The organism is Bradyrhizobium sp. BEA-2-5 (assembly GCF_032918025.1).
Lineage (GTDB): Bacteria > Pseudomonadota > Alphaproteobacteria > Rhizobiales > Xanthobacteraceae > Bradyrhizobium > Bradyrhizobium pachyrhizi.
The window spans coordinates 3,240,809-3,266,668 of record NZ_CP136629.1 but is presented as its reverse complement, the minus strand read 5'-3'; the positions used below and the strand labels follow the sequence as shown (position 1 = coordinate 3,266,668).

The following is a 25,860-nucleotide window of genomic DNA, read 5'->3' as shown; positions in this document are numbered from 1 at the left end:
TTGGGCGACGGCCGAAGGTCGTCGTCCGCTCAGCTTGCTTCGCGCAGCTTGAAGCGCTGGATCTTCCCGGTCTGGGTCTTCGGCAGCGCCTCGACGAAGGCGATCGCGCGCGGATATTTGTACGGCGCGATCTCGCCTTGACGTGATCCTGCAGCAGCTTGACCTCGACCTCGTCGCAGCGCGCGCCCTGCTTCAGCACGATGAACGCCGAGACGATCTGCCCCCGCTCCTCGTCGGGTGCGCCGATCACGGCGCACTCCGCCACATCGGGATGGCCGAGCAGCGCGGCCTCGACCTCGGGACCGGCGATGTTGTAGCCCGCCGAGATGATCATGTCGTCGGCCCGCGCCACGAACGACAGCCGGCCGTTCTCGTCGCGGACGAAGGCATCGCCGGTGATGTTCCATCCGTCGCGGACATATTTGGTCTGCCGGGAGTCGGCGAGATAGCGGCAGCCGGTCGGACCACGCACCGCCAGCTTGCCGACCTGGCCCGCCGGCAGCTCGTTCATGTCCTCGTCGACGATTTTGGCCTCGTATCCTGAGACTGGCGTGCCCGTGGTGCCGCCGACGGCGCTGCCGGTGCGGTTGGTGATGAAGATGTGCAGGAGCTCTGTGCTGCCGATGCCGTCGAGGATCGGCTTGCCGGTCTTCCTGGTCCAGCTCTCGAACACCGGCGCCGGCAGCGTCTCGCCGGCCGAGACGGCGAGCCGCAGCGACGACAGATCGGCGCCCTTGTCCATCGCGGCCATCATCGCCCGATAGGCGGTGGGCGCGGTAAAGCAGATCGTCGCCTTGTAGGTTTCGATGATCCGGATCATCTCGCTCGGCGCCGCATTCTCCAGCAGCGTCGCGGTGGCGCCGAAGCGCAGCGGGAAGATCGCGAGCCCCCCGAGGCCGAACGTAAACGCAAGCGGCGGCGAGCCGACGAACACGTCGTCGGGTGTGACCTTGAGCACTTCCTTCGCATAGCCGTCGGCAACGATCAGGAGATCGCGGTGAAAGTGCATGGTCGCCTTGGGCTCGCCCGTCGTGCCCGACGTGAAGCCCAGTAGCGCAACGTCGTCGCGGCCGGTCTTCACCGCATCGAACTTGACCGGCTTGTTCAGCGCGATCCGGTCGAGCTCGGCGTCGTGGTTCTGCGTGCCGTCGAAATTGACGACCTGCTTGAGGAATTTGCTGGTCTTGGCGCAGGCCACCAGTTCATCCGCGATGCGGCTGTCGGTCAGCGCCAGCGAGATCTCGGCCTTGTCGACGATCTTGGCCAATTCGCCGGCGCGCAGCATCGGCATGGTGTTGACGACGACGGCACCGGCCTTGGTCGCCGCGAGCCAGGCCGCGACCAGCGCCGGGTTGTTGCCCGAGCGGATCAGCACGCGATTGCCGGGCTTGACGCCGTAATTCTCCACCAGCGCATGCGCCAGGCGGTTCGACCAATCCGTCAGTTCCTTGTAGGTGCGCTGGCGGCCATTGCCGATCAGCGCGATGCGATCGCCCATCCCCTGCGCGACGATGCGGTCGGTCAGCTCGACCGCGGCGTTGAGATAGTCGGGATATTTGAATTCGGGCCGGTCGAGCACGAGCTGCGGCCATTGCTCTGATGGCGGCAGGTTGCGCCGTGCGAAATCGTCGACATGCCCGGATGGGCCGAGCCCGGGAAATTCACCTGACATTCGATCGCCCCTCGCTTTCCATCCAGAAAGGCCAAGACCAATATCGAGAAGACCAACATCAATATCGAGGACGCCCGGCAGCGTTCTAACCGCCAATCATTTTATACTTAAAATAGTTCGGCGCAAGGGTGGAAATCGCGGGGCAATCGCCCGCCGATCCTTCACAACCTCAGATTTGCGTAAGCTGCTTCAACCGCGCGACCATCGCCGAGCCCGGGTCGGCGAGCGGCGCGATCGCGGTGAAATGATTGGCGTCGGGCACAACGCCGAACCGCGTTGCAACGCCCGCTTTGCCCCAGACATCGACGACGGTCCGGCTCTGCCGGTGATATTCCGCGCTCTCGGCGCCGCCGACGACGGCATCGAGCGTTGCGCCGGCAGGCGGCGCCCAGAACAGCGGGCTCGACGCCCGTGCTGCGGCGCGGTCGAGGCCAAGCGCCTTGTTGATGGAGGTGCCGACCAATGGCTCAAGCTCGAACAGGCCGGAGATCGCGTAAGCAGTCCTGACCAGGTCCTTCGGCAGCAACGCATCAAAGGCCGGCCAATCGGTCGCGAGCATGCATGCGGCAAGATGTCCGCCTGCGGAGTGTCCCGACACGACCAGCGGCCGGTCGAGCCTGGCCAGCTCGCGGCACGCCGCACGCATCTCGCCGATGATGTCGCCGACCGTAACATTGGGACACAGATCGTAGCTCGGCACCGCGACGCTGATGCCGTGGCCGTTGAGCCCTCGCGCGCAGTGGCTCGATGACGAGCCGTCGAGTGCCTGCCAGTAGCCGCCATGGATGAAGACCACGAGCGGCCCGTCACGATCGCCTTCGAACAGGTCGATGACGTTGCGGCTGCCCGGACCATAGGTCAGCCGCCGCGGCGGATGCTGCTCGCGATAGGCCGCGGAGTCCCTCGCCCAGCCGGCCATCAGCGCCGGATTTTCCGGCACCCGCGCCCGGTTGTTGTATTCGACCTCGTAATCGACCTCAGTCACGGCTTAAGCGTTCCTCGCCTTGGCGGAGCGCTGCGCTGAGCCCTTGGCCTTGGCGAGCAGCCGCATCAGTTCGCGGATATCCTTCGGCGAGAGATCGCCGAAAATATCGGCGATCCACTTCTCGTGCTCGGCGGCCATCTTGCGGAACTCGGCGCGTCCGAGCTTCGTGAGGCGGATCACCTGGACGCGGCGGTCCGTCTCCGAGGTCCGCCGGTCGAGATGACCGGAGTCCACCAGACGCTCGACGAGGCCGGTCACATTGCCGTTCGACACCATCATGCGCTTGGAGACATCGGACAGCGTCATGCCGTCAGGCGCCTTGTCGAGCTGCGCCATCAGGTCGAAACGAGGCAGCGTGACGTCGAACCGCTGCCGCAGCCGGCCGCGCACCTCGCCTTCGATCAGCGTCGTGCAGGTCAGGAGCCGCAGCCACAGCCGAAGCTCGGTGCCGTGATCGTCGGGCAGTTCGACGGCTTTGGTTTCGGAATCGAGGATCATGCGGCGATCGTGCCTCCGCGGCGGGTTCCGGTCGGACCAATTGTTTTGAGCTTCAAGCAATTCGCGGCGTCCCGCAAGGACAATTGCGAATCGTGCCTGATCCGTCTGGGCAATCCTGCAATTTCTTTATACTTCAAGCAATTGGCGCGGCGCTTGCATGGGCAGCGCCTGCATGATGCGCGACGATCGCCCTGACGCGATGCCACATCGCTTGCAGCGGTTGCGCGCGTCAGACTAAGCTGAGGCCAATTGGGCCGAAGCCGAAACATCAAAGCAGTGGTCGGGGGAGAGACATGAAACAATTGACGAAGCTCGCGGGATTGGCGGCGCTGCTGGGTGTCGCCGTCACCCCGGCGACCGCGCAGGAGAAGATCAAGATCGGCGTGCTGGTCACAACGTCGGGCCCGGCCGCGGCGCTCGGCCAGCAGGTCCGCGACGGCTTTGCGCTCGCGATCAAGGACCTCGGCGGCAAGATGGCCGGCCGCGATGTCGAGATCGTCAACGCCGACGACGAGCTCAAACCCGATGGTGCCGTAGTCAAGGTGCGCGGCCTTCTTGAGCGCGAGAAGGTCGACTTCGTGGTCGGACCGATCTTCTCCAACATCCTCCAGGCGATCCACCGGCCCATCACGGAATCGAAGACCTTCCTGATCAGCCCCAATGCCGGGCCGTCGACCTTTGCCGGCAAGGACTGCAACCCGTTCTTCTATGTGACCTCGTATCAGAACGATCAGGTGCACGAGATCCTCGGCAAGGTCGCGCAGGATCGCGGCTACAAGCGCATGTACCTGATGGTGCCGAACTATCAGGCCGGCAAGGATTCGGTGGCCGGGTTCAAGCTGGACTACAAGGGCGAGATAACAGAGGAATCCTACACGCCGCTGAACACGCTGGATTTCCAGCCTGAACTCTCCAAGATCGCCGCGCAGAAGCCGGACGCGCTGTTCACTTTCATGCCGGGCGGCATGGGCGTCAATCTCGTGAAGCAGTACAAGCAGGCTGGCGCCACCGTGCCGGTGCTATCCGCCTTCACCGTCGATGAATCGACCCTGCCGGCGCAGCAGGACGCCGCGGTCGGCATGTTCGGCGGCGCGAACTGGGCGCCCAATCTCGACAATCCCCAGAACAAGAAGTTCGTTGCCGCCTATGAGGCCGCTTATAACATCGTGCCCGGCACCTACGCCTTTCAGGCCTATGACGCCGCGATGCTGATCGACAGCGCGGTCAAGGCGGTGAAGGGCGATCTATCGAACAAGGACGCCGTTCGGGCAGCGCTCAAGAAGGCCGACTTCACCTCGCTGCGCGGCACCTTCAAGTTCAACACCAACGGCTATCCCATCCAGGATTTCTACCTGACCAAAGTCGCCAAGCGTCCGGACGGCAAGTTCCAGACCGAGATCGTCCAGAAAGTGTTCTCGAATTATGGTGACCGCTACGCCAAGGACTGCGCGGCAAAGTAAGCCACTCAAAGCGTTTTCGAGCGAAGCGGACACCGGTTCGCGTGAAGAAACGCGTCAAACGGAGATATGGAGGAAGCATGAGCATGAAAGACGAGATCGCCGGCATCACCCGCGCCAATGAAGGCATCCAGGGCATATCCTGGAGCATCCTCGGCCAGACCTACGTGCCGAAGAGCCGCACCGAGCATTCATTCTCCTGGCACGCCACCTTCCCGCCGGGCACCTTCGTTCCTCCGCATATCCACCCCGACCAGGACGAGTACCTCTACATCCTCGAGGGCAAGCTCGACTTCATGCTCGACGGCGCCGACGAATCCGCAACTCCAGGCGATCTGGTGCGCCTGCCGATGGGCAAGCCGCACGGCATCTTCAACAAGTCGCAGCAGCCGGCCAAGACGCTGTTCTGGGTGTCGCCGACCCGGAGGCTCTTCGACCTGTTCTGGGGACTTCACAACATGAAGGAGCAGAAGCCGGAGGACGTGGTGACGATGGCCGCCGAGTTCAACATCCACTTCCTGCCGCCGCCTCCCGCGTAGGCGGGGCACCGGCTCTATCCCCTCATCCTGAGGAGCGCGCCTGAGCGCGCGTCTCGAAGGATGAGGCCACCGGCAGGCCTCATGGTTCGAGACGGCGCTGGCGCGCCTCCTCACCATGAGGGTCTGCGATACGAACCTTGGGAACGTCCTCCCCTTCAGCAGTACCTCCTACTGCCGCGCCACCACGCGCGCGGCAAAGCCGGCCTTGGCGGCATAGCCGCGGACGATCGCCTCGCGGGCTTCGTAGTTGAGGATGGTGTCGACGTCGGTAAAACCTTGCGGCGCAAGCTGCTCGACGGCGTCGATGACGCCTTCAGGGCCGCCGCGCCGATTGGAGCGGACGATCTCGGCCGTCATCGGCAGGCGCTTCCGCTCATAGGCCGCCAGCGCCTGCCGCGGATGCTCCGATCGCGCCAGCATGTCGGCCAGGCAGCGCGCGTCGAGGATCGCCTGCGAGGCGCCGTTCGAGCCGACGGGATACATGGGATGCGCGGCATCGCCGAGCAGCGTGACGCGCCCGGACGACCAATAGGGCAAGGGATCGCGGTCGCAGGTCGGATACTCGTAGAATTCGGGCGTCGCGTTGATCAGTCCGGTGAAGTCGACCTGCGGGATCGTGAAGCTCGTGACATAGGGCGTCATCTCGTCGCGCCGGCCGAGATTGGACCAGCCCTCGCGGCGCGGCGGCGGCGAGGTGCCGTCGCCGATCCGCACCAGCACCGCCCAATTGGTGAGGCGGCTTGCCGGGCTCGATCCTTCCGCGATCGGATAGATCACCACCTTGGCATTGAGACCGCCGGCCACGATCATCGAGCGCCCGGTCAGGAACGCCGGCCAGTCGGTCGCGCCGCGCCACAGCATCAGGCCATTCCAGCACGGCCCGCCCTCGTCCGGAAACAGCGTCTGCCGCACTTTCGAATGGATGCCGTCGGCGCCGATCAGAATGTCGCCGCGCGCGGTATGCACATGGGCGCCGCTGCGGTCGAAGAAATAGGCCGAGACGCCGCCCTCATCCTGGGTGAAGGAGCCGAGCCGGCAGCCGGTGTGGATCGCATCCGCGCCGAGCCGATCGATCACGGCCTGATGAATCACGCTTTGCAGGCGGCCGCGATGGATCGAGAATTGCGGCACGTCGTGGCCGGCATCGAGCCCGCGCTTCTCGTGCCAGACCTGCTGGCCATGTCGCGTCAGATAGAACAGCTCATAGGTGCGGATCGCCACCTTGTCGAGCTTGTCGAGCAAGCCAAGCCCGGCCAACTCGCGCATCGCATGCGGCAGCGTGTTGATGCCGACGCCGAGTTCGCGGATGGTATCGGCCTGCTCGTAAAGCTCGCAACTGATACCGCGCGAGCGCAGCATCAGCGCAGTGGTGAGGCCTCCGATTCCGCCTCCGACGATAATCGCCTTCATCGTCCTCACCTCCACTCACAACAGGACGCTTTTACGCTTTGGCCTAGGGTCGCATGCCCGCTCGCCCGGCCGCAAGCAGGTTTGTCGTCTGGGACTTGGGCGCGCCCGCGATGATTGGGCTTAGGCTTAACATTACTTCAGCGAACTCCAATTTATCCCCGTCACCCTGAGGAGCGCGGAACGCGCGTCTCGAAGGGTCGACGGGCCACCAGCGGGGCCGTTCATCCTTCGAGGCTCGCCCAGCGGCGCAAGTGCGCGGCAAGGCTCGCACCTCAGGATGACGAAACTGGTAGGAGCGCATTCCCGTCACTCCGGCACCACCGCAATCGCCTGGATTTCCACCTTGGCGCGATCCTCGATCAGGCCGGCAACCTGGATCGCGGTCATCGCCGGAAAGCGCCGGCCAATGATGTCGCGATAGACCGTGCCGATCTCCTTCAGCCGCGCGGAATATTCCTTGCGGTCGAGCAAGTACCAGGTCATCGACACGATGTGCTCGGGCCCGGCGCCGCCGGCGGCGGCAACCGCGACGATGTTGCGCAAGGTCTGGCCGATCTGCGCGACGAGATCGTCGGTCTCGAACACGCATTGTCCGTTCCAGCCGATCTGGCCCGCGATGAAGAGCTGTTTGCCGCGCGCGGCCATGCCGTTGGCGTAGCCGACCGGCTTGGCCCATCCTTCCGGTTGCAGGATCTCGATCATCTCAATTGCCCTCGAAGGCCGGTTTCTGCTTGGCGGCGAACGCCTCGAAGGCGCGGCGGAAATCGCCGGTGACCATGCAGATCGCCTGCGCCTGCGCTTCCGACTCGATCATCTCGTCGACGCCCATCGCCCATTCCTGGTTGAACATCGTTTTCGTCACGCCATGCGCGAACCACGGCCCATCCGCGAGCGAGCGCGCCAGGTCTTGCGCGGCGCCGGCGAGCTCCGCCGGCGGAACCAGACGGTTGTGGAAGCCCCACGCAAAACCTTCCTCGGCGCTCATCGCACGCCCGGTGTAGAGCAGGTCGGCCGCATGGCCCTGCCCGATCACGCGCGGCAGCAACCCGCACGCGCCCATGTCGGCGCCGGCAAGGCCGACGCGGGTGAACAGGAACGCGGTCTTGGCCTGCGGCGTCGCCAGCCGCAGGTCGGACGCCAGCGCCAGCATCGCGCCGGCCCCGGCGCAAATGCCGTCGATCGCAGCGACGATGATCTGCGGGCACTTGCGCATCGCCCGCACGACCTCGCCGGTCATCCGCGTGAAGGCGAGCAGGTCCGGCATCGCCATCCGCGTCAATGGCTCGATGATCTCGAACACATCGCCGCCGGAGCAGAAATTGCCCTCGGCGCCGGTCAGCACGATGGCGCGGACATCGGAGGCATATTTGAGGTTGGTGAAGAGATCGCGCAGCTCCTCATAGGACTCGAACGTCAGCGGGTTCTTCTTGTCCGGCCGGTTCAGCGTGATGGTCGCGACACGGCCGCTCGCATCGACCTGCCAGCGGAAGTGCTTTGCGGGATAATCCTTGAACGGCCGGAGCTTTGCTTTCATCTCGGACATGACGTGTTCCTTCACCCGGTAAGGACTTCGCCGCCGGCGACCGCGACGGCTTGTCCGTTGATTGACGATGCGCCCTCGGCGGCAAGCCAGAGGATGGCGTCGGCGACCTCCTCCGGCGTCACCAGCCGCTGCATCGGATTGACCTTGGCAAGCGCGGCGCGCGCCTCCTGCGCGCTGCGGCCGGTCTTGGCGACGATGTTCGCGGCGGCATCCGCCACCAGCGGCGTATCGGTGTAGCCGGGGCAGACCGCATTCACGGTGACGCCGCGCCGTGCATATTCCAGCGCCAGCGAGCGCGTCAGGCCGATGACGCCGTGCTTGGCCGCGACATAGGCGGAGACGTAGGCGTAGCCGGTAAGGCCCGCGGTCGAGGCGACGTTGATCACCCGCCCGCGGCCGCGTTGCGCCATGCCGGGCAGCACCGCGTGCGTGACGAGGAATACGCTGGAGAGATTGCTTGCCAGCATATCCGCCCACAGCACGGCGTTCGTCTTGTCGAACGGCGCGCTGCCGGCCTTGCCGGCATTGTTGACGAGGATATCGATCGGACCCGCCTCGGCCTCAATCTGCGCGACGCCTTTGGTCACCGCAGCCTCATCGGTCACGTCGATCGAAACCACGGCGCCCGAGTGCTTGCCGAGCGATGCCGCGGTCGCCTTCAACGCATCGATCCGGCGTCCGGCGATGCTGACGCGCACCCCGGCCTCCGCGAGTGCGATCGCCGTCGCGGCACCGATGCCTGAACCGGCGCCGGTCACCAGCGCATGGGCGTTGGGCCAGAAGCGTGTCATGCCTTCCCTCCCGCCGCGGCGCGCTCCAGATTGGCCTCATATTGCGATTTGCCCGACAGATACTGCTTCGGCCAGGCGATCTGCTTGACGCCGATCTTCGCAGCCTCATGCAGCGTCCAAGCCGGATCGGCGAGATGCGGCCGCGCGATGGCGCAGAGATCGGCGCGGCCGGCGGCGATGATCGAGTTGGCGTGATCGGCCTCCGAGATCGCGCCGACCGCGATGGTGGCGATGCCGACCTCGTTGCGGATCTTGTCGGCGAACGGCGTCTGGTAAAGCCGGCCATAGACCGGATGGTCGTCGGCCCAGACCTGCCCCGAAGAGCAGTCGATCAGGTCGGCTCCCACCTCCTTGAACAGCTTGGCGAAGGCCAGCGCATCCTCGGGCGTGTTGCCGCCCTCGGCCCAGTCGTGACACGACAGGCGGACTGACATCGGCTTGTCCTCCGGCCACACCGCGCGGACGGCTCGGAACACCTCCAGCGGATAACGCGCGCGGTTTTCGATCGATCCGCCATAGTCGTCAGTGCGGCGGTTGGTCAGCGGCGACAGGAAGCTCGACAGCAGATAGCCGTGCGCGCAATGCAGCTCCAGGATATCGAAGCCCGCGGCCGCAGCGCGCCTGGCTGCGGCGACGAACTGGTCGCGCACCTCGTCCATCTCGGCGCGGCTCATCGGCTCCGGGATCTGGCCGTCGGGCAGATAAGGCACTGACGAAGCCGACACCAGCGGCCAGTTGCGGTCCGGCAGCGCTTCGTCCATGCCTTCCCAGGCGACGCGCGTTGAGCCCTTGCGGCCGGCATGGCCGAGCTGGATGCCGATCCTGGCGTGCGAATTCTGGTGCACGAAGTCGACGATGCGCTTGTAGGCCGCCGCCTGCGCGTCGTTCCACAGGCCGGCGCAGCCGGGCGTGATCCGGGCATCGCGGCCAACGCAGGTCATCTCGGTAAAGATCAGCCCGGCGCCGCCGATCGCGCGCGAGCCGTAATGGACCAGGTGGAAGTCTGTCGGCACACCCTCCTTCGCCGAATACATCGCCATCGGCGAGACGATGATCCGGTTGTGAAGCGACAGGCCGCGGATGTGGAACGGCGTCAGCATCGGCGGCGTGACGCGGTCGTTGGTCGCGGCCACACCGCTGCGCTCCGCGAACCAGCGCTCATAGCCCTCGAGCCAGGTCTTGTCGCGCAGCCGCAGGTTCTCGTGGCTGATGCGCTGCGAGCGGGTCAGCAGCGAATACATGAACTGCTCCGGCTCCAGCGTGTCGGCATAGCGCGAGCCGACCACCTCGAACCATTCCATCGCGTTGCGCGCGGCGTTCTGGATCCGCGCCACGTCGACCCGGCGCAGCTCCTCGTAGGCCTTGAGCACCGCGGGAATGCTGTCCCGCGTCGTGCCGTGGATCTTGAACTGGTTGGTGAGCTCGATCGCATCCTCCAGCGCGAGCTTGGTTCCCGAGCCGATCGCGAAATGCGCGGTGTGGGCCGCATCGCCCATCAGCACGACATGGCTGTTGCCGTTGAACGCGGTCCATTTGTCGCAGATCAGCCTGGGGAACGACAGCCAGGCCGAGCCGCGCAGATGCCGCGCGTTGGAGACCAGATGATGCCCCTCGAGGATTTCCGCGAACACATTCTCGCAGAACGCGATCGAGTCGCCCTGCTCCATCTTGTCGAGACCGTGAGCGAGATAGGCCTCCTCGGTGGTCTCGACGATGAAGGTCGCCGCGCCCTCCTCGAACTTGTAGATGTGCGCCTGGAACCAGCCGTGCTCGGTCTTGCGGAAGTCGAAGGTGAAGGCGTCGAACGGCCTGACGGTGCCGAGCCAGATATAGCGGTTCGGCCGCATCAGCATGTCGGGCTGGAACGTCTCGGCATATTTGACGCGCACCTTCGAATTGACGCCGTCGCACGCCACGATCAGATCGGCGTCGGGAAATTCGAGATCGGAATTCACCTCGCGCTCGAAGATCAATTCGACACCAAGCTCCTCGGCCCGCGCCTGCAGGATGTTGAGCAGCCGCTTGCGGCCGATGCCGACGAAGCCGTGACCGGTGGTGCGCATGCGCCGGCCCTTGATCAGGACCTCGATGTCATCCCAGTGGTTGAAGGCCTGCTCGATCGTGTCAGCAGTGACCGGATCCCACTTGCGCATGTTGTCCATGGTCGCATCTGAAAACACCACGCCGAAGCCGAAGGTGTCGTAAGGCCGGTTGCGCTCGACCACCGAAATGACGTTCGCGGGATCCAGCATCTTCATCAGGATGCCGAAATAAAGCCCGGCCGGCCCGCCTCCAATGCAAACGATACGCATGGCGTTCTCCCGTTGGCTTCGGCGGGTTGGGGGTGCCGACGAGGCACATTCCCCCTGGAGCCGACGGTGGATATTATTTTATACTTAAAATAATTGTCAAGGGAGTTGGCGCCGCACCCCACGCTGTCGTCCCGGCGCAGGCCGGGACCCATACGCCGCAGCAGATGTTGTCGACGGGACTCGTCGTTCCAGCAACGTACAACAATGACAATCTGTGGTTATGGGTCCCGGCCTGCGCCGGGACGACACTGAACTTGTTGCTGCTGATTTGCCCGTCGAAGGCGTGGCAAGGTGGCGGATCGCGTTGCGTTGATCCGCCCTACGCCGAGGACGTACCCACTGCGCCCTCAATGCACTGCGGCGTACAGGATCTTGTCCTGCGTCGCGTCCGCCGCGTCGAACTCGGCGACGATGCGGCCGGTGCGGGCGACCAGGATGCGGTCGGAGACGGCGAGAATCTCCGGCAGGTAAGACGAGATCACCACCACCGCCTTGCCCTCGTCGGCGAGACGGCGGATTTCGCCGTGGATGTGCGGGATAGTGCCGACGTCGACGCCGCGCGTCGGCTCGTCGAAGATGATGATCGAGGGGTCCTGCACCAGCGTCTTGGCCAGCACCACCTTCTGCTGGTTGCCGCCGGAGAGCTCGATGATCCTGGCCTTGCGCTGCAATGCGCTGATCTTGAGCCGGTCGACCCAGTAGCTGGCGAGCTTGCTGCGCCGCGCGCGCGACAGCAGGAAGCTCCAGCCTTTTCCGGTGGCGAGGCTGCCGATATAGACGTTGTCGTCGACCACCATGGTCTCGAAGAAGCCGTTGGCCTTCCGGTCCTCGGTGATGTAGGCGATGCCGTCATTGATCGCCTGCCGCGGCACGCGGTAGCGGATCGGCTTGCCGCGCAGCCGGATGGTGCCGCCATTGACCAAATTGCGCTTCAGCGCGCCGTAGATGATCTTGGCGATCTCGGTGCGGCCGGAGCCGATCAGGCCGGCGATGCCGACCACCTCGCCGGCATAGACCGAGAACGACATGTTCTTGACCGCCATGCCCATGGTGACGTTCTCGACCGTCAGCACCTTCTCGCGGCGTTGATGGGTCTTCGCTCTTCCGCCATAGACCGCCTGCGCCACCTCGCGGCCGACCATGTGCTGCACCAGCGCGTCGCGGGTGAGCTGCCTGGCCGGCGCCGTGATCACCAGCTTGCCATCGCGCAGCACGGTGATGCGGTCGGCGATTTGCAGCGATTCCTCCAGCGCATGCGAGATGTAGATGATCGAGACGCCGCGGGCGCGCAGGTCGCGCACCAGATGGAAGAAGTGGACGATCTCCTCCGGCGTCAGCGACGCGGTCGGTTCGTCGAAGATGATGATGCGCGCCTTGTTGTAGATCGCGCGCGCGATCTCCACCATCTGCTTCTTGGCGGTGCCGAGCAGCGCCACTGGCGTTGCCGGATCGACGTGGAAGTTGAGCGACTGCAACAGCTGCTGGGCCTGGATGTTCAGGGTGCGGAAGCGCGTCAGCAGCTTCTCGTTGCCGAGCTCGATGTTCTGGGCGGCGGTCATGGTCGGCACCAGGCTGGTCTCCTGATAGACCATGCAGATGCCGGCATTGAGCGCGTCGCGCGGCTGCTCGAAACCGGTCGGCTTGCCGTCGAGCAGATAGTCGCCGGAGGTGAGCTGGATCGCGCCCGCGATCGCCTTGCACAGCGTCGATTTGCCGGCGCCGTTCTCGCCGACCAGCGCATGCACCTCGCCGGGATAGAGGTCGAAATTGACGCCCTCGATGGCGTGGACGCCGCCATAGATTTTCGAGCCGTTGGTGATCCGCAGCACCGGCTCGCGGGCTGCGGAGGTCTCTGCCGTCTTGGCGCCGGGGGCCGCCTGCATCACACCGTCATTCATCGCAGCTCTCCCGTAGTGCGCAGCAGGCGTCCGGCGCCGCGCGCCGCGATCACGACGCCCGATGGCGTGGCGCAGGCGGCGGTGATGCCATGGAAGCGGCCGCCGGCGCGGCTGTGCAGGCTGTCGGTCGCATCGCCCTCGGCGTCGAGATGCACCAGCAGACCGTAGGAGCGCGGCGGCGCCCACGGCTTCTGGATGCCGAGCGCCTTGACGCTGCCGATCTGCATCGGCTCGAGGCAATCGCTGCCGCCGGCGAGCGCCGGCGCGACCCAGTAATCCGGCGGCATCGTCGCCATCATCTCCTCGCGGAAATCGTCTTCCTTGAGTACGAACTCGATCAGATGGGTGCGGCGGGCGAAGATGCCGAGCAGCATGCCGCCGTGGCCGTCCGGATGCAGCCGCGCCGGATAGCCCGGCATGTTGGCGGCGACGGTCTCGCGCGGACCAAGCCCGTTGCCGCCGAGCGCGAACCGGCTGAGGCGATGCGCCCAGCTCTCGGTGAGCCACAGGCTGTTGCCGTCGGCCGAAACACTCACGCCATAGGGATAGGGCAGATCGCGCAGCAGCACCTGCGGATTGTCGAGCCCGGCGCCGCAGCCGATAAGCCGGCCATTGGCGCGCTTCTCCATCAGGTCGTGCCGCCATTCACCCGGGCGCCGGCCGGCGCTGCCTTCGACGGCATAGATGCGGCCATCGGGCGCCGCCGTCACCGACAACAGCCCCGTGAGCGCGCCACCGCCGGCGGCCTCCAGCCAGCGCGGATCGGGCTTCGCCGGATCGATCGCGGCAAGGCCCCTGCTCGCGACGCAGACCAGCAGGCGGCCGTCCGGATGCAGCGCGAGCCCGCCGGCATCATCCTCGAACTCGGCGACGACTATACGTATCGACAAGTCATTGCCGCCGAGCTTCAGCACCCGGCGTCCGACCGAGACATAGACCGCGCCGTCGGCGGCGGCGATCACGTCGTCGACGCCGGGCAGCGGCTCGCCGATCGGGGTGGCGGTGTCGAGCCGGTCGTTCGGGCTCAGCGCGCCGTCGAGCGGCGGGATCGCGTTCTGGCCGCCGTCGCGGTCGATGACGCTGCGGACGTCGCGCAGCAGATGATCGAAAAATCCCATTACGTCGTCACCCTGCTCTTTGCGCCCCAATAGGCATCGTAGCCGGTCCAGCTGTCGTCGACGCCATCGAGCTTGATGCGGCCGATCCGGTTGTTCTCGAGCCCGCCGAGATAGAGATAGCCCTGGTGCTCGCGCATCGAGGTCAAGGTCGAGTGCGAGATGCCGGTCGGGTCCCACCACGATTCCAGCGCCTCACCCTTCTCGTTGAACTTCAGCACGCAGCCATGGTTGAGCGCCGGCGCCAGCCACTCGTCGGTCGGCACCTGCTTCACCATGCGCAGGCGGAAGCCGGGTTTTCGCGCGGCAAGGTCGAATGTCGGCGTGCGGATGCCGACCAGCGCCAGCCAGTAGGTGCCGTCGGAGGCGCGGTTGATGTTGTCGGGATTACCCGGCAGCTCGTCCATCAGCACCTCGGTCTTGCCCTTGTTCGGCCCGTCGATCCAGTGCCGGAACACCTTGCACAGCGAGGTCGACGCGATCAGGATCGATTTGCCGTCATGCGAGACGCAGATCCCGTTCGGGAAATAGAAGTGATTGATCACCGTGCGCGTGGTCCTGGTCGCGGGGTCGTAGCAGACCACACGGCCGTTCGGCCGTCCCTCGAGGATGTCGAGGGTGTTGGTGGTCATCTCGTAGCGCGTGGTGCAGTCGCTGAAATAGATCTTGCCGTCGGGTGCGATGTCGAGGTCGTCGGCCATGCGCAGGCGGGAATCGTCATTCAGCTTGTACCAGGTGCGGTTGGTCTCGTCGGTGACCTTGAAGATGCGACCATCGGGTGCGACGCCGTAGACGCCCATGCCGGCGACGGCGACGATCAAATTCTCGTCGCGATCGAACTGCATGCCGAGCGGCCGGCCGCCGATATGGGCGAACACCTCGCGGGTCTCGAAGTTCGGCCCGGAGAAACGGATCACATTGCCGTCGCGGGTCGAGCCGTAGAGCCGGCCCTGGCGGTCGAGGATGACGTCCTCGGGCCCCTCGACCTGATCGACGCCGATCGCCTGCGCATTGATCAGCCGGTCGTTCTGCGCGTAGGGCGAGGTCGCGCCGGGCTGCACCGCCGGCGCCGAGGCGAGCGGCACGAAGGCCGGATTGACATAGATCTTCTGGATCGCCTTGCCGCGGTTCTTCGACCATTTGACGTCGATGCCGACGGCGGCGAGCAGGATCATGCCCGTCACCGCCGAGGTGACGTAGCCCGGGATGCCCATCCGCACGAGGCCGTTGATCAGGAGGAAGATGATCAGCGCGCCGATCATCGCCCGCCACACCGTGCCCTTGCCGCCGGCGAGCGACACCCCGCCGAGCACGACGGCGGTCAGCGCCTGGAATTCCCACCCCACGCCGGTGGTGGAATCCGTCGAGGCTTGCCGCGCGGCGTAGAAGATGCCGCTCGCCGCGCACAGCGTTCCCGACAGCACATAGGTCATGAACAGCATCACGCGGACGCGGATGCCGGCGTGGCGCGCCGCCTTGCGGCTGGCGCCGATCGCGGTGAGATGCCAGCCATAGCGCGAGCGCGACAGGAAGATGTGGCAGATCAACAGCACCACGAACAGCGTCGCCGCATTGACGGGAATTCCGAGCACGCTGCCGCCGCCGATGAAATCCCAGGCGTCGCTCTCGACCGAGTTGGTGGCGAACACCTGGGCGTAGCTGGTGTTGAGCAGGTTGACCGAGGCGCGCAGGATGATCAGCGTCACCAGCGTGGTCAGGAACGGCCGCGTCTTCAGGAAGCCGATCAGGAAGCCGTTGATGCTGCCGAGCAGCGCGCCGACCAGAAGCGTCGCCGGCACCGCGAGGCCGACCGGCCATTCGCGCACCAAAAGGAAGTACAGCGCCGCGAAATTGCACAGCGCGAAGATCGCGCCGACCGACAGGTCGATGCCGCCGGTGACGAGGCAGAAGCCCATCGCGAGCGCGACGAAGCCGAATTCGGCGAACAGCCGCAGCAGCGACACCGAGTTCTGCACCGAGGCGTAATCGGGAATGGTGAGCGCGAAATAGGCCCACAGCCCGATCATCACGGTGAAGGGAACCACCGGCTCGAACCACTGTTTCAGCAACAGCTCCGACAGCAGGAGCCGGGGTGAGAACCGCCGCACCGACGCGGCAAAGGAATCAACGGCCATCGACATCGCCAAAGCACCCTCTTGATTGAGCACGATCTTGCGGAGAGCCGGCTCACACTTCCCGGATCATGCTCATGGTCATGACGCGATCGGCCACCGCATCGCGACCTCGTCCCTTGATGAACACGCTCTCCTTGAACGCTGCGCGTCGGTCGGAGGGAAACCGGCTCCACCTTGCCGGATCGTGCTCTTTGATACAGCCGGCGCGGGAATGCCCCCCGCGCCGGCTGTCCGCGCCTTGTTAATTTTTCTTGGGTAGCGCGAAGCAGTTGGCGCCCGAGGCGTTCGACTTATCGAGCCAGATCGGACGCGTGTAATAGACGAGATTGCGGCTGCCCGGCTTCTCGCCTGATACCAGCAGGGTTTCGGCGGCGAACATCAGGTCGTGGCCCTGCTCGGTCGCCTTGTAGCTCAGGAACTTGTAGAAATTGCCCGAATTGACCTGATCGCAATCCAGCTGCGAGCCTTCACCCGAGGCGAACACCTTCACATCGTCGATCTTGCCGGCATTGCGGATCGCCTGCGCGGCGCCCGATTCCATGATGCCCCAGAACCCGATCGAGGCGCAGAGGTCGGGATGCTGCTGGATCACCGTCGCGGTGACGTTGAGCGCGGTGTTGGCGTCCCAGTTCGCGGCCTGGTTCGAGACCACCTTGATGTTCGGATCCTTGTTCAGGACCTCCATGATGCCGCCGACCTGATCGACACTGGCGGCCGCGGTCAGTTCGCCCTGCACGATCTGGACCTTGCCCGACTTGCCGGAGCCGGTGCCGCAAGCCTTGACGGCTTCGTTCGCCAGCATCCTGCCGATCTCGCGCCAGTCGGCGCCGACAAAGGCGCCGGACTTGTAGTTCGAGGACATGTTGATCTGGATCACATGCGTGCCCTGGCTTTCGGCGCGCTTCAGATCCTTCATCAACAGCGTGACGCTCGGATTCTGCACGATCAGCACGTCGGGCTTCTGATCGACCAGCGCGGTCAAGGCCTGCTGCATCGCCGACGGATTGTTGTTGGGATCGCGCACGACATATTTCATGCCGCGCCACTCGGCCTCTTCCTGCACCACCCGGCCCCATTCGTCGGACAGCGGCACGCCGAGCGCGATCGGCAGATAGGCGATCGTCTTGCCCTGCAGCGCCTTGTCGTACACCGCACGCAGCTCGCGGGCGGTCTTGGTGCCTTCCTCCTGCGCCGATGCCGCAAACGGCATCGCGGCCAGCGTCACGCCGGCTAGCAGGATCGTCCAGAATTTCGTCGTCGTCTTCATCGTCTCCCTCCACAAAGCAATTTCTTTTGATTGATTCATTTGGCGCGGCGGCCGGCTCAGTCGCCCTGTTTCAGTCGCCTTGCCGCGCGGTCTCCTCGTCGCGGGGATGCAGCCAGTTGTCGAGCACGATGGCGGCCAGCAGCACCACGCCCTTGATGATGTTCTGCACCTCGCTGTTGACGTCCATGATGGTGAAGGCGTTGAGCAGCGTGCCGATCAGGATGCAGCCGACCACGACGCTGAACACGCTGCCGCGGCCGCCGATCAGGCTGATGCCGCCGATCACGACGACGAGCACGACATCGAAGATCATGGTGCCCTGGGTGATCGCCATCTGCATGCTGCCCGTGGTGCCGACCCAGACCAGGCCCGCAATCCAGGCGAGCAGTGCAACCAGCACGTGCTCGAGCACGATCAGCGGCCGCAGCGCGACGCCGGTCAGCCGCGCTGCCTCCGGATTGTCGCCCTGCGAATAGATGAAGCGGCCGATCGAGGTGCGCGACAGGAACAAATGCATCGCGATTGCACAGGCCGCGAACACCAGGATCGGAACCGGGATGCCAAACAGCCGCCCGGCGCCGAGATACATCAGGCCCGGCGCATCCTTCGGCGCATAGACCACCCAGGCCGGCGCGATCCAGAAGGCGAGGCCATAGATCACGAAACCGGCAGCCAGCGTCACGAACAGCGCCGGCGCCTCGACGAAGGCGACCATCACGCCGTTGACGACGCCGATCAGCACCGCGACCGCCAGCGCCAGCAGCACTGCCGTGAAAACAGGCATGCCGTTCTGCATGTAGATCAGCGCGATCGCCCAGGACCCCGCCATGATCGCGACCTCGGAGAGGTCGATGCCGCGGCTGATCACGATCAGTCCCATCCCGAGGCCGAGCACGCCGAGGATAGAAATACTCCGCAACAAATTCAGGAGATTGGAGACGGTGGCGAAGCCGTTCAGCGTCAGGCCGAACACGATCAGGAGCGCGATGGTGATCAGGAGCACGATCTGCTCCTGACTCGGCTTCGCAAACATTGCTCCCAGGCGAGATGATGCCGCAGGGACAGCAACGCCGCGCGATGGCGATTGCACGCTCATCGTTTCCTCCAGGTATTATTTTGCTTGAGACTTTAAGAGTGCCGATTAGTATTCGTCAAATGCATTCGACGGATACGGATTGATCATTTCCATGCATGTACGCGACGTCGATCTGAACCTGTTCGTCGTGTTCGACGCGATCTATTCCGAGGGCGGCGTCAGCCGCGCCTGCTTCCGTCTCAATTTGACCCAGCCCGCGGTGAGCCACGCGCTGAGCCGGCTGCGCGCGATGTTCAACGATCCGCTGTTCGTGCGCCGCAACCACGTGATGACGCCGACCCCGCTGGCGCGGCAGATCATCACCACGGTGCGCCAGGCGCTCAACGGCCTCGAGACGACGCTGACCCACACCCACCGGTTCGATCCGGCGCAGACGCCGAAGCGGTTCGTGATCGGGCTGCGCAACAATCTGGAGGCGCCGATGCTGAGCGCGCTGATCAACCGCATCAGCACGGTGGCGCCGCTGGTCGAGATCGCCACCGTGCGCAGCGAGCGCAACAATCTCGAGCGCGAGCTTGCCGCCGGCACCCTCGACGTCGCGATCGATACGCTGTTGCCGCTGTCGGCGGAGGTGCGGCGCGAGCAGATCCTGACCGAACATATCGCGGTGTTCGCGCGGCGCGGCCACCCCGAGCTCGGCACCCGGCTCGACAAGAAGGCTTATTTGCGCATGGAGCATGTCTGCGTGACATCGCGGCGCAGCGGTCTGTCGTTCGAGGATTTTCAGCTCCAGCGCCTCGGCCTGACCCGCACTGTTCGCCTGACCTGTCAGAATTTCGCAACCGCCTGCCACGTCGTGAGCCGCAGCAACATGCTGCTGACCGCCTCGGAGAGCGCCGCCTCCGTGCTGGAAGATCCCGGGCTGCTGCAGTGCTTCCCCTGCCCGTTCCCGATCAGTCCGCACGTCAATTATCTCTACTGGCACGCCACCGCCGAGGACGACACCACCAATCAATGGCTGCGCGAGCAGTTGCGCGCCGCCGCGGCGCTGCTGGCCGGCAGCCAGTTCGGCCGCAGGAACGGGCGCGCGAAGATGCGACCCCGCGTGGGATATCCGGCGCCGGCCAGCCTCGCCGCCGAATAGCCGCGTCAGCCCACCACGCGGATCGGGTCCGAGCCGTCCCAAGTCGCGGCCACGGTCCTGATCTTCTCGAAGAACCGCCCCTTCGATCCCGAGACGTCTGAGATCTCGATCACGGTGCCGGCATGGCCGGCGGTGTCGAAATAGGCGAAGCGTCCCTTGGGGCCGCCGATCTGGCCTTCATGACCGACTGTGAAGCCTGCCGCGATGGCGCGGTCGTAGAGCGACTGGTAGTCCGTGCTCCAGTACGACATGTGCTGCAGGCCCTCGCCGTGGCGCGCCAGAAAATCCAAATACAGCGAAGGCGCGTCGTTGCGCTGCTGGATCAGCTCGATCTGGAGATCGCCGGAATTGGCCAGTGCGATGCTCATCTCGACGGCGGAATCCTGGCCGCGATGGCGGAACCAATCGGTCTTGACCGAGCGGATCAGGAAGAATGGCCCGACCCGCAGTGTCTCGGTCCAGAACTTCAGCGCCGCATCGATGTCGCGAACGACGTAGCCGTTCTGACAGACCTTGCCGAACAATGCACTCATGCGCCCTCCCCGCCGCTCACAAACCGCTGAGCCCGCTATCGACCGCGAGGGTCTGCGCGGTGACGTAGACGCTTTCGTCCGAGAGGAAGAACAGCACGGCATAGGCGATCTCCCATGCGGTCGCCTGGCGGCCGAAGGGAACATGGCCCTTGCCGCGGCTGGGGCGCCCGGCGCCGGCCTCGCGGCCATTGGGCGTATCGACGAGGCCGGGATAGACGAGATTGGCGCGGATTCCGCGCCGCGACCCGAGATGGGCGATGTTGCGCATGAGGCCGCCGAGCGCGGCCTTTGAGGAATCGTACACCGCCATCTGCGAGCCGGCCTTCAGCGCGGCGATCGAGGAGATGAAGACGATGGCGCCGCCATCGTCGAATCTCGGCAACGCGGCGCGGCAGCACAGCATGGGGCCGCGGACGTTGACGTCGTAGATCCTGTTCCACTCGTCCGGGCTGATCGCGTCGAGCCCGACCTTGCCGAAGGTGCCGATGTTCAGCACCATGCCGTCGAGCCCGTCCATGGTGCGATGCGCCTCGTCGATCATCCTGATGACGTCGGCTTCCTTGGTGACATCGGCGGCGATCGCGAAGGCGCGGCCGCCATCAGCAGCGATGCGCGCAACCGTGTCCTCGGCCGAGGCGCCGTTGAGGTCGGCGACCGCGACCCTGGCACCTTCGCGTGCGCACAGGATGCTCATGGCCCGGCCGTTGCCGATCGGGTCCGTGGCGGCGTCGAAGACGCGCTGGCCGCCGCCGACGATCAGGATGCGGCGCCCTGTCAGACGCCCCCTGCCCGGCGCTTCGCCCAGCGATTCCGCGCTCGGCGGACGGACATAACGGTCCGGCTTTGTGTCTTGCTTGGCCTCTTGCGAAATCTCCGACATCCCATCAGCCCTGTTTCTTGCCGCCGTCATAGACCTTCATGCCGGCTGCGGGGTCGAGATCGGTTTCAGTCGCCTCGGTGAGGCGGGCCATCATCATGTAGAAGCCGAGCGCGACGATGGATTCGACGATCTCCTGGTCGCTGAAGTGCTCGCGCACCGCGGCAAAGGCCGCATCGCCGACGCGGACCTTCTCGACCACCTCGCGGCCGAAGCGAAGCAGCGCGCGCTCGGCTGCGTTGAGTGCAGCATCGTCGTAATCTGCGCGCTCTACGGCATCGATCTGTCCCTGCGTGCAGCCGACGCCGAGCGCGATCGGCACGTGCTGGCGCCATTCATAGGCGCCGCCTTCGAGCTGCGCGGCCTGGAGGATCAGCAGCTCGCGGTTGACGGACGAGAGCTTCTGCTTGTGCAGGATCGAATTGCCGAGCCGCATCGCCGGGATCATGTTGGCCTCGGCGTGGGCCATCATGCGGAAGATGTTCAGCTTGACCGGCATGCGGTCGAACGAGGCGCGGATGTCGCCGCTCGTCGTCTCCGGATCAATCAGGGGCAGCCTTGCCACGCGTTTCTCCCTTTTTTCGCTTGTTCGTTGTTCTTGCCGTCGCTCGACCAGCTAATGCACCGGGCCGGCCGAGATCAAGCCGACCCGCTCGACATTGCCCGAATTGCGGGGTTCAGCCATGCGGTTCCGCGCTTGAATCCGCGTCCACGGGCAGGCATAAGGAGCGACAACTCCCTTAAAAAATCGCCTTGGCCCAAGGATTTGAGAAGGATTTACCATGCCAGCCTATCGCTCCCGCACCACGACCCACGGCCGCAACATGGCGGGTGCCCGCGGCCTCTGGCGCGCCACGGGCATGAAGGACGCCGATTTCGGCAAGCCGATCATCGCGGTCGTCAACTCCTTCACCCAGTTCGTGCCCGGCCATGTCCATCTCAAGGACCTCGGCCAGCTCGTGGCCCGCGAGATCGAGCAGGCCGGCGGCGTCGCCAAGGAGTTCAACACCATCGCGGTCGACGACGGCATCGCCATGGGTCATGACGGCATGCTCTACAGCCTGCCGTCGCGTGAGCTGATCGCCGACAGCGTCGAGTACATGGCCAACGCCCACTGTGCCGACGGCCTCGTCTGCATCTCCAATTGCGACAAGATCACGCCCGGCATGCTGATGGCCGCGCTGCGGCTCAACATCCCCGCCGTGTTCGTCTCGGGCGGCCCGATGGAGGCCGGCAAGGTCGTGCTCAAGGGCAAGAAGCGCGCCGTCGACCTCATCGACGCCATGGTCGCGGCGGCCGACTCCAAGGTCAGCGACGACGACGTCAAGGTGATCGAGCGCTCGGCGTGCCCGACCTGCGGCTCCTGCTCGGGCATGTTCACCGCCAACTCCATGAACTGCCTGACCGAGGCGCTTGGGCTCGCGCTGCCCGGCAACGGCTCAGTGGTCGCCACCCATGCCGACCGCAAGCGCCTGTTCGTCGAGGCCGGCCACACCATCGTCGATCTCGTCCGCCGCTATTACGAACAGGACGACGCCAGCGTGCTTCCGCGCAACATCGCCAATTTCAAGGCGTTCGAGAACGCGATGACGCTCGACATCGCCATGGGCGGCTCGACCAACACCGTGCTGCATCTCTTGGCCGCCGCGCGCGAGGGCGAAGTGCCGTTCACGATGACCGATATCGACCGCCTGTCGCGCAAGGTGCCGGTGCTCTGCAAGGTCGCGCCCTCGGTGCAGGACGTCCACATGGAGGACGTGCATCACGCCGGCGGCATCATGGCGATCCTGGGCGAGCTCGACCGCGCCAAGCTGCTCACGACCGACGGGCCGACCGTGCATGCCGCAACGCTCGACGATGCGCTGAACCGCTGGGACGTGGTGCGGACCACAAGCGACAAGGTACGCAACTTCTATTGCGCCGCGCCGGGGGGCGTGCCGACCCAGGAAGCCTTCAGCCAGGACCGCCGCTTCGACGAGGTCGATCTCGACCGCGCCAAGGGCTGCATCCGCGACGCCGCGCACGCCTATTCCAGGGACGGCGGCCTCGCCGTGCTCTACGGCAACCTCGCACAGGACGGTTGCATCGTGAAGACCGCCGGCGTCGACGAGAGCATTCTGAAGTTCTCGGGCCCGGCCCGCATCTTCGAGAGCCAGGACGCATCGGTCGAAGCCATCCTTGGCAACAAGGTGAAGGCCGGCGATGTGGTGCTGATCCGCTATGAGGGCCCGCGCGGCGGCCCCGGCATGCAGGAGATGCTGTATCCGACCAGCTACCTGAAATCGATGGGCCTCGGCAAAGCCTGCGCGCTCGTCACCGACGGCCGCTTCTCCGGCGGCTCGTCCGGCCTGTCGATCGGCCATCTGTCGCCGGAAGCCGCCGAAGGCGGCCTGATCGGCCTCGTCGAGGAAGGCGATATCATCGAGTTCGATATCCCGAACCGCAAGGTCAACCTCGCGGTCGACGATGCCGAGTTGAAGCGCCGCCGCGCAGCGATGGAGGCCAAGGGCAATGCGGCCTGGAAGCCGGCGGCGTCGCGCAAGCGCGCCGTCTCGACCGCGCTGAAGGCCTATGCGGCGTTCGCCAGCAGCGCGGCCAAGGGTGCGGTTCGCATCCTGCCGGAGTGATCGGCAACCGTTCGGCCACAGCCGCTTCACCTCTCCCACGGGAGAGGTGAACTTCCGATGCCGATTCGGCTCGGCTTACCCGCGGTGGTGACGAGGCGCCGACGTCAGCTCACGTGCAAGTCGGCCGCCTCGATCCGGATGCGGTCGGCATGCAGTGACCAGTCGCACAGCGATTGTTCCTGGCAAAACTTGACCTTGGCCATCTCGGTGGCCTGGCCCTCGCTCGAGGCGTCGATCTCAAGCGCACCCTGGCAAACCTCGCGCTCGCGGCCATTGCCGCCGAGCACGTCTTTCATGAAATGAACGACGAAGCGTGACATGGAACCCTCCCTGCTGCACCGGCAGAGCCCGGGGGTACCACGCTAGCACTAACACGAAAGGGTGGTGAGTTAATTCGGCTGGTACGTGTGCGACTGTTCGCAGCGGGAAGACTACGCGCCGGCCTGCGGCAGGCTGGCGGCAGCGATCGCGACGATCTGTGCAAGACGGCGGCCGATTTTGGCGGGCGCGTTGCGGAGCAATGACTGGACCTGTCGCATGAATGTCTTCCTTCCGTGCCCGGAATGGTCGGGCACAGACGGAAAATGGCGATTTCGGGCTAAGCCGTCGATATCTCAGGGAAAATAACAACGGACGTGTTGCGAGGCGGTCGTTCGGCAGTGGGTTTATTGCCTCGATCGAGGCTGCAACGAAGGAGATTTTCTCCGGTGTTTTTGCCCGCGCAACAACGCTCGCACGGCTGGCCGCTTGCGTGAGGGACGCACCCGCGGAACAGTTCCCTCCCCCGCGGTATATCTCTCCCGCAGGGCCGGCGCCTGCACGATTTCTGAATATTGGAAATGTACCCCTGAGTTGCCCGACGCGTCAAGTTGCCTGCTCGAACGCCGGCAGCCGCCAGCTCCTTTGCATGGGGTTGTTTTCGATATTTTTGGCCGCGCGCAGCCGCGGCCCCCGCAAGGGCAGGCCTGACCCTACCCCGGCATGAACCCGAACGCCTTCTCGAACCGTCTTGCGTAGACCGGCCAGACTTCGGGATTGATGATGCGCGGCGGGCGCTTGCCGTCGAGCACATCAAGCACCTGCTCGGCGGCGATGCGGCCCATGTTCTGGCGCGCCTCGATGGTGACCCCTGCCGTGTGCGGGCTCGCCAGCACGTTGTCGAACTGGAGCAGCGGATGCTCCGGCGGCGGAGGCTCCTTGGACCAGACGTCGAGGCCGGCACCCGCAATGCGCTTGTCGCGCAGCGCTTCCTCCAGCGCCTTCTCGTCGTGGATGAAACCGCGCGCCGTGGTGATGAAATAGGCATGCGACTGCATCAGCGCGAACTCGCGCACGCTGATCATATTCCGGCTGCCCTTGTTCAGCGGGCAGGAGATCGAGACGAAATCGGCGCGGCGCAGGAGCTCGTCGAGCTCGACCTTCTCCCCGCCCCGCTCCGCCATCTCATCCGCCGTGAGATAGGGATCGTAGGCGATCACCTTCATGTGCAGGAGGCCCCTGCACAGCTCGGCGATGCGGCGGCCGACATTGCCGAGACCGACGATGCCGACGGTCTTCTCCTTCACCTCGTTGCCGACGAGTTCGTTGCGGTTGACGTCGCGCTCGCGGCGCAGGCGGCGATCCGACTGGATGATGCGCTTGGACAGCGTCAACATCATCGCCAGCGCATGCTCGGCAACAGAATGGGCATTGCCGCCGGACTGGTTGACGACCAGCACCCCCGCGTCCGTGCAGGCCTCGACGTCAACAGGATCGAAGCCCGCGCCATTCGACGACACGATCAGAAGATTCGGCGCGCGCTTCAACAACTCGGCATGGGCATGGAAATGCGGCGCCAGCTCATCGCGGGCCGCACCGATCTGATAGGCATGCGCGTCGGCAAGGACGGGCGCGAACGTCGCCTCCGGCGTCTCGTTCTCCAGACGATCGAGCCGGACGTCGGGCCGCGCCTTCAGAATGTCGATGTAGATCGGATTGGCAAGGTATTTGACGTAGAAGACGCGCTTGTTGTTGACGGTCAT

Annotated in this window: 21 protein-coding genes and 1 pseudogene; 4 read left to right on the top strand and 18 right to left on the bottom strand. The window is 65.2% G+C overall.

All coding sequences use genetic code 11. The annotated features are described in order from the left end of the window. Positions 1–29 precede the first annotated feature (29 nt). From RX327_RS15045 to RX327_RS15035, 3 genes and pseudogenes are all read right to left on the bottom strand, one after another. Positions 30–1,672: pseudogene (locus RX327_RS15045) on the bottom strand (benzoate-CoA ligase family protein). A gap of 169 nt (positions 1,673–1,841) precedes the next feature. Next, positions 1,842–2,657 (bottom strand): alpha/beta hydrolase, encoded by an 816-nt coding sequence (locus RX327_RS15040; protein WP_050386992.1) that lies wholly within the window; start codon positions 2,655–2,657, stop codon positions 1,842–1,844. A 3-nt stretch (positions 2,658–2,660) separates the two neighbouring features. Then, positions 2,661–3,155, bottom strand: a complete 495-nt coding sequence (locus tag RX327_RS15035; protein WP_317250715.1) for a MarR family transcriptional regulator — start codon at positions 3,153–3,155, stop codon at positions 2,661–2,663. 293 nt (positions 3,156–3,448) lie between these two features. On the opposite strand from RX327_RS15035, the gene RX327_RS15030 reads away from it, so the two are divergent. Continuing rightward, a complete protein-coding gene (locus RX327_RS15030; RefSeq protein WP_317250714.1) occupies positions 3,449–4,615 on the top strand; it encodes an ABC transporter substrate-binding protein in 1,167 nt (388 codons plus the stop codon). 83 nt (positions 4,616–4,698) lie between these two features. Beyond that, complete coding sequence (locus tag RX327_RS15025) at positions 4,699–5,151, top strand: cupin domain-containing protein (RefSeq protein ID WP_317251260.1); 453 nt, start codon at positions 4,699–4,701, stop codon at positions 5,149–5,151. A 168-nt stretch (positions 5,152–5,319) separates the two neighbouring features. Here RX327_RS15025 and RX327_RS15020 read toward each other — a convergent pair whose 3' ends face one another. The 10 genes from RX327_RS15020 to RX327_RS14975 form a co-directional block, all read right to left on the bottom strand. After that, positions 5,320–6,561 (bottom strand): flavin-dependent oxidoreductase, encoded by a 1,242-nt coding sequence (locus RX327_RS15020; protein ID WP_317250713.1) that lies wholly within the window; start codon positions 6,559–6,561, stop codon positions 5,320–5,322. A 306-nt stretch (positions 6,562–6,867) separates the two neighbouring features. Beyond that, positions 6,868–7,263: a RidA family protein gene (locus tag RX327_RS15015; RefSeq protein ID WP_050386996.1), complete on the bottom strand. Its 396-nt coding sequence runs from the start codon at positions 7,261–7,263 to the stop codon at positions 6,868–6,870. Position 7,264: 1 nt separating this feature from the next. After that, complete coding sequence (locus RX327_RS15010; protein ID WP_026192553.1) at positions 7,265–8,104, bottom strand: enoyl-CoA hydratase family protein; 840 nt, start codon at positions 8,102–8,104, stop codon at positions 7,265–7,267. An 11-nt stretch (positions 8,105–8,115) separates the two neighbouring features. Further along, positions 8,116–8,895 carry an SDR family NAD(P)-dependent oxidoreductase gene (locus tag RX327_RS15005; protein WP_028331494.1) on the bottom strand — a complete coding sequence of 260 codons (780 nt, stop codon included), beginning with the start codon at positions 8,893–8,895 and terminating at the stop codon, positions 8,116–8,118. Beyond that, on the bottom strand, positions 8,892–11,207 hold the full coding sequence (locus RX327_RS15000) for a bifunctional salicylyl-CoA 5-hydroxylase/oxidoreductase (RefSeq protein ID WP_317250712.1): 2,316 nt from the start codon (positions 11,205–11,207) through the stop codon (positions 8,892–8,894). The genes RX327_RS15005 and RX327_RS15000 overlap by 4 nt, the downstream gene beginning before the upstream one ends. Positions 11,208–11,554: 347 nt before the next feature. Then, positions 11,555–13,090 carry a sugar ABC transporter ATP-binding protein gene (locus RX327_RS14995; RefSeq protein WP_317251259.1) on the bottom strand — a complete coding sequence of 512 codons (1,536 nt, stop codon included), beginning with the start codon at positions 13,088–13,090 and terminating at the stop codon, positions 11,555–11,557. A gap of 11 nt (positions 13,091–13,101) precedes the next feature. Continuing rightward, positions 13,102–14,223: an SMP-30/gluconolactonase/LRE family protein gene (locus RX327_RS14990; RefSeq protein WP_050386998.1), complete on the bottom strand. Its 1,122-nt coding sequence runs from the start codon at positions 14,221–14,223 to the stop codon at positions 13,102–13,104. Next, positions 14,223–16,355 carry an ABC transporter permease gene (locus RX327_RS14985; RefSeq protein WP_317250711.1) on the bottom strand — a complete coding sequence of 711 codons (2,133 nt, stop codon included), beginning with the start codon at positions 16,353–16,355 and terminating at the stop codon, positions 14,223–14,225. The genes RX327_RS14990 and RX327_RS14985 overlap by 1 nt, the downstream gene beginning before the upstream one ends. Before the next feature lie 241 nt (positions 16,356–16,596). Next, on the bottom strand, positions 16,597–17,622 hold the full coding sequence (locus RX327_RS14980; protein WP_028331499.1) for a sugar ABC transporter substrate-binding protein: 1,026 nt from the start codon (positions 17,620–17,622) through the stop codon (positions 16,597–16,599). A gap of 70 nt (positions 17,623–17,692) precedes the next feature. Further along, complete coding sequence (locus RX327_RS14975) at positions 17,693–18,625, bottom strand: ABC transporter permease (protein ID WP_229191388.1); 933 nt, start codon at positions 18,623–18,625, stop codon at positions 17,693–17,695. A 184-nt stretch (positions 18,626–18,809) separates the two neighbouring features. Here RX327_RS14975 and RX327_RS14970 point away from each other — a divergent pair, with 184 nt between their 5' ends. After that, positions 18,810–19,802 carry a LysR family transcriptional regulator gene (locus RX327_RS14970; RefSeq protein WP_050387000.1) on the top strand — a complete coding sequence of 331 codons (993 nt, stop codon included), beginning with the start codon at positions 18,810–18,812 and terminating at the stop codon, positions 19,800–19,802. 5 nt (positions 19,803–19,807) lie between these two features. Here RX327_RS14970 and RX327_RS14965 read toward each other — a convergent pair whose 3' ends face one another. The 3 genes from RX327_RS14965 to RX327_RS14955 are packed head-to-tail and all read right to left on the bottom strand — an operon-like array spanning position 19,808 to position 21,777. Then, on the bottom strand, positions 19,808–20,335 hold the full coding sequence (locus RX327_RS14965) for a VOC family protein (protein WP_317250710.1): 528 nt from the start codon (positions 20,333–20,335) through the stop codon (positions 19,808–19,810). A 16-nt stretch (positions 20,336–20,351) separates the two neighbouring features. Continuing rightward, positions 20,352–21,215 (bottom strand): SDR family oxidoreductase, encoded by an 864-nt coding sequence (locus RX327_RS14960; RefSeq protein ID WP_317250709.1) that lies wholly within the window; start codon positions 21,213–21,215, stop codon positions 20,352–20,354. Between the two features lie 4 nt (positions 21,216–21,219). Then, positions 21,220–21,777, bottom strand: a complete 558-nt coding sequence (locus tag RX327_RS14955; protein WP_317250708.1) for a carboxymuconolactone decarboxylase family protein — start codon at positions 21,775–21,777, stop codon at positions 21,220–21,222. Positions 21,778–21,994: 217 nt separating this feature from the next. Here RX327_RS14955 and ilvD point away from each other — a divergent pair, with 217 nt between their 5' ends. Next, entirely contained in the window at positions 21,995–23,839 is a 1,845-nt protein-coding gene (ilvD, locus tag RX327_RS14950; protein WP_317250707.1) for a dihydroxy-acid dehydratase, read from the top strand. A gap of 104 nt (positions 23,840–23,943) precedes the next feature. Here the strand turns inward: ilvD and RX327_RS14945 are convergent, their stop codons facing one another. Both RX327_RS14945 and RX327_RS14940 read right to left on the bottom strand, forming a co-directional pair. Further along, the gene (locus tag RX327_RS14945; protein WP_028331505.1) at positions 23,944–24,159 is read right to left on the bottom strand and encodes a hypothetical protein; all 216 of its coding nucleotides are present in this window, start codon (positions 24,157–24,159) and stop codon (positions 23,944–23,946) included. 651 nt (positions 24,160–24,810) lie between these two features. After that, positions 24,811–25,860: a hydroxyacid dehydrogenase gene (locus RX327_RS14940; protein WP_317250706.1), complete on the bottom strand. Its 1,050-nt coding sequence runs from the start codon at positions 25,858–25,860 to the stop codon at positions 24,811–24,813.

Excerpts from the sequence above, each read along its gene's own strand:
- RX327_RS14960 (WP_317250709.1), bottom strand. The coding sequence starts at position 21,215 with ATGTCGGAGATTTCGCAAGAGGCCAAGCAAGACACAAAGCCGGACCGT.
- RX327_RS15015 (WP_050386996.1), bottom strand. The coding sequence starts at position 7,263 with ATGATCGAGATCCTGCAACCGGAAGGATGGGCCAAGCCGGTCGGCTAC.
- RX327_RS14980 (WP_028331499.1), bottom strand. The coding sequence starts at position 17,622 with ATGAAGACGACGACGAAATTCTGGACGATCCTGCTAGCCGGCGTGACG.
- RX327_RS14990 (WP_050386998.1), bottom strand. The coding sequence starts at position 14,223 with ATGGGATTTTTCGATCATCTGCTGCGCGACGTCCGCAGCGTCATCGAC.
- RX327_RS15000 (WP_317250712.1), bottom strand. The coding sequence starts at position 11,207 with ATGCGTATCGTTTGCATTGGAGGCGGGCCGGCCGGGCTTTATTTCGGC.
- RX327_RS15010 (WP_026192553.1), bottom strand. The coding sequence starts at position 8,104 with ATGTCCGAGATGAAAGCAAAGCTCCGGCCGTTCAAGGATTATCCCGCA.
- RX327_RS14965 (WP_317250710.1), bottom strand. The coding sequence starts at position 20,335 with ATGAGTGCATTGTTCGGCAAGGTCTGTCAGAACGGCTACGTCGTTCGC.
- ilvD (WP_317250707.1), top strand. The coding sequence starts at position 21,995 with ATGCCAGCCTATCGCTCCCGCACCACGACCCACGGCCGCAACATGGCG.
- RX327_RS14945 (WP_028331505.1), bottom strand. The coding sequence starts at position 24,159 with ATGTCACGCTTCGTCGTTCATTTCATGAAAGACGTGCTCGGCGGCAAT.
- RX327_RS15030 (WP_317250714.1), top strand. The coding sequence starts at position 3,449 with ATGAAACAATTGACGAAGCTCGCGGGATTGGCGGCGCTGCTGGGTGTC.
- RX327_RS14970 (WP_050387000.1), top strand. The coding sequence starts at position 18,810 with ATGCATGTACGCGACGTCGATCTGAACCTGTTCGTCGTGTTCGACGCG.
- RX327_RS15025 (WP_317251260.1), top strand. The coding sequence starts at position 4,699 with ATGAAAGACGAGATCGCCGGCATCACCCGCGCCAATGAAGGCATCCAG.
- RX327_RS15005 (WP_028331494.1), bottom strand. The coding sequence starts at position 8,895 with ATGACACGCTTCTGGCCCAACGCCCATGCGCTGGTGACCGGCGCCGGT.
- RX327_RS14940 (WP_317250706.1), bottom strand. The coding sequence starts at position 25,860 with ATGACCGTCAACAACAAGCGCGTCTTCTACGTCAAATACCTTGCCAAT.
- RX327_RS15020 (WP_317250713.1), bottom strand. The coding sequence starts at position 6,561 with ATGAAGGCGATTATCGTCGGAGGCGGAATCGGAGGCCTCACCACTGCG.
- RX327_RS15035 (WP_317250715.1), bottom strand. The coding sequence starts at position 3,155 with ATGATCCTCGATTCCGAAACCAAAGCCGTCGAACTGCCCGACGATCAC.
- RX327_RS14995 (WP_317251259.1), bottom strand. The coding sequence starts at position 13,090 with ATGCAGGCGGCCCCCGGCGCCAAGACGGCAGAGACCTCCGCAGCCCGC.
- RX327_RS14985 (WP_317250711.1), bottom strand. The coding sequence starts at position 16,355 with ATGGCCGTTGATTCCTTTGCCGCGTCGGTGCGGCGGTTCTCACCCCGG.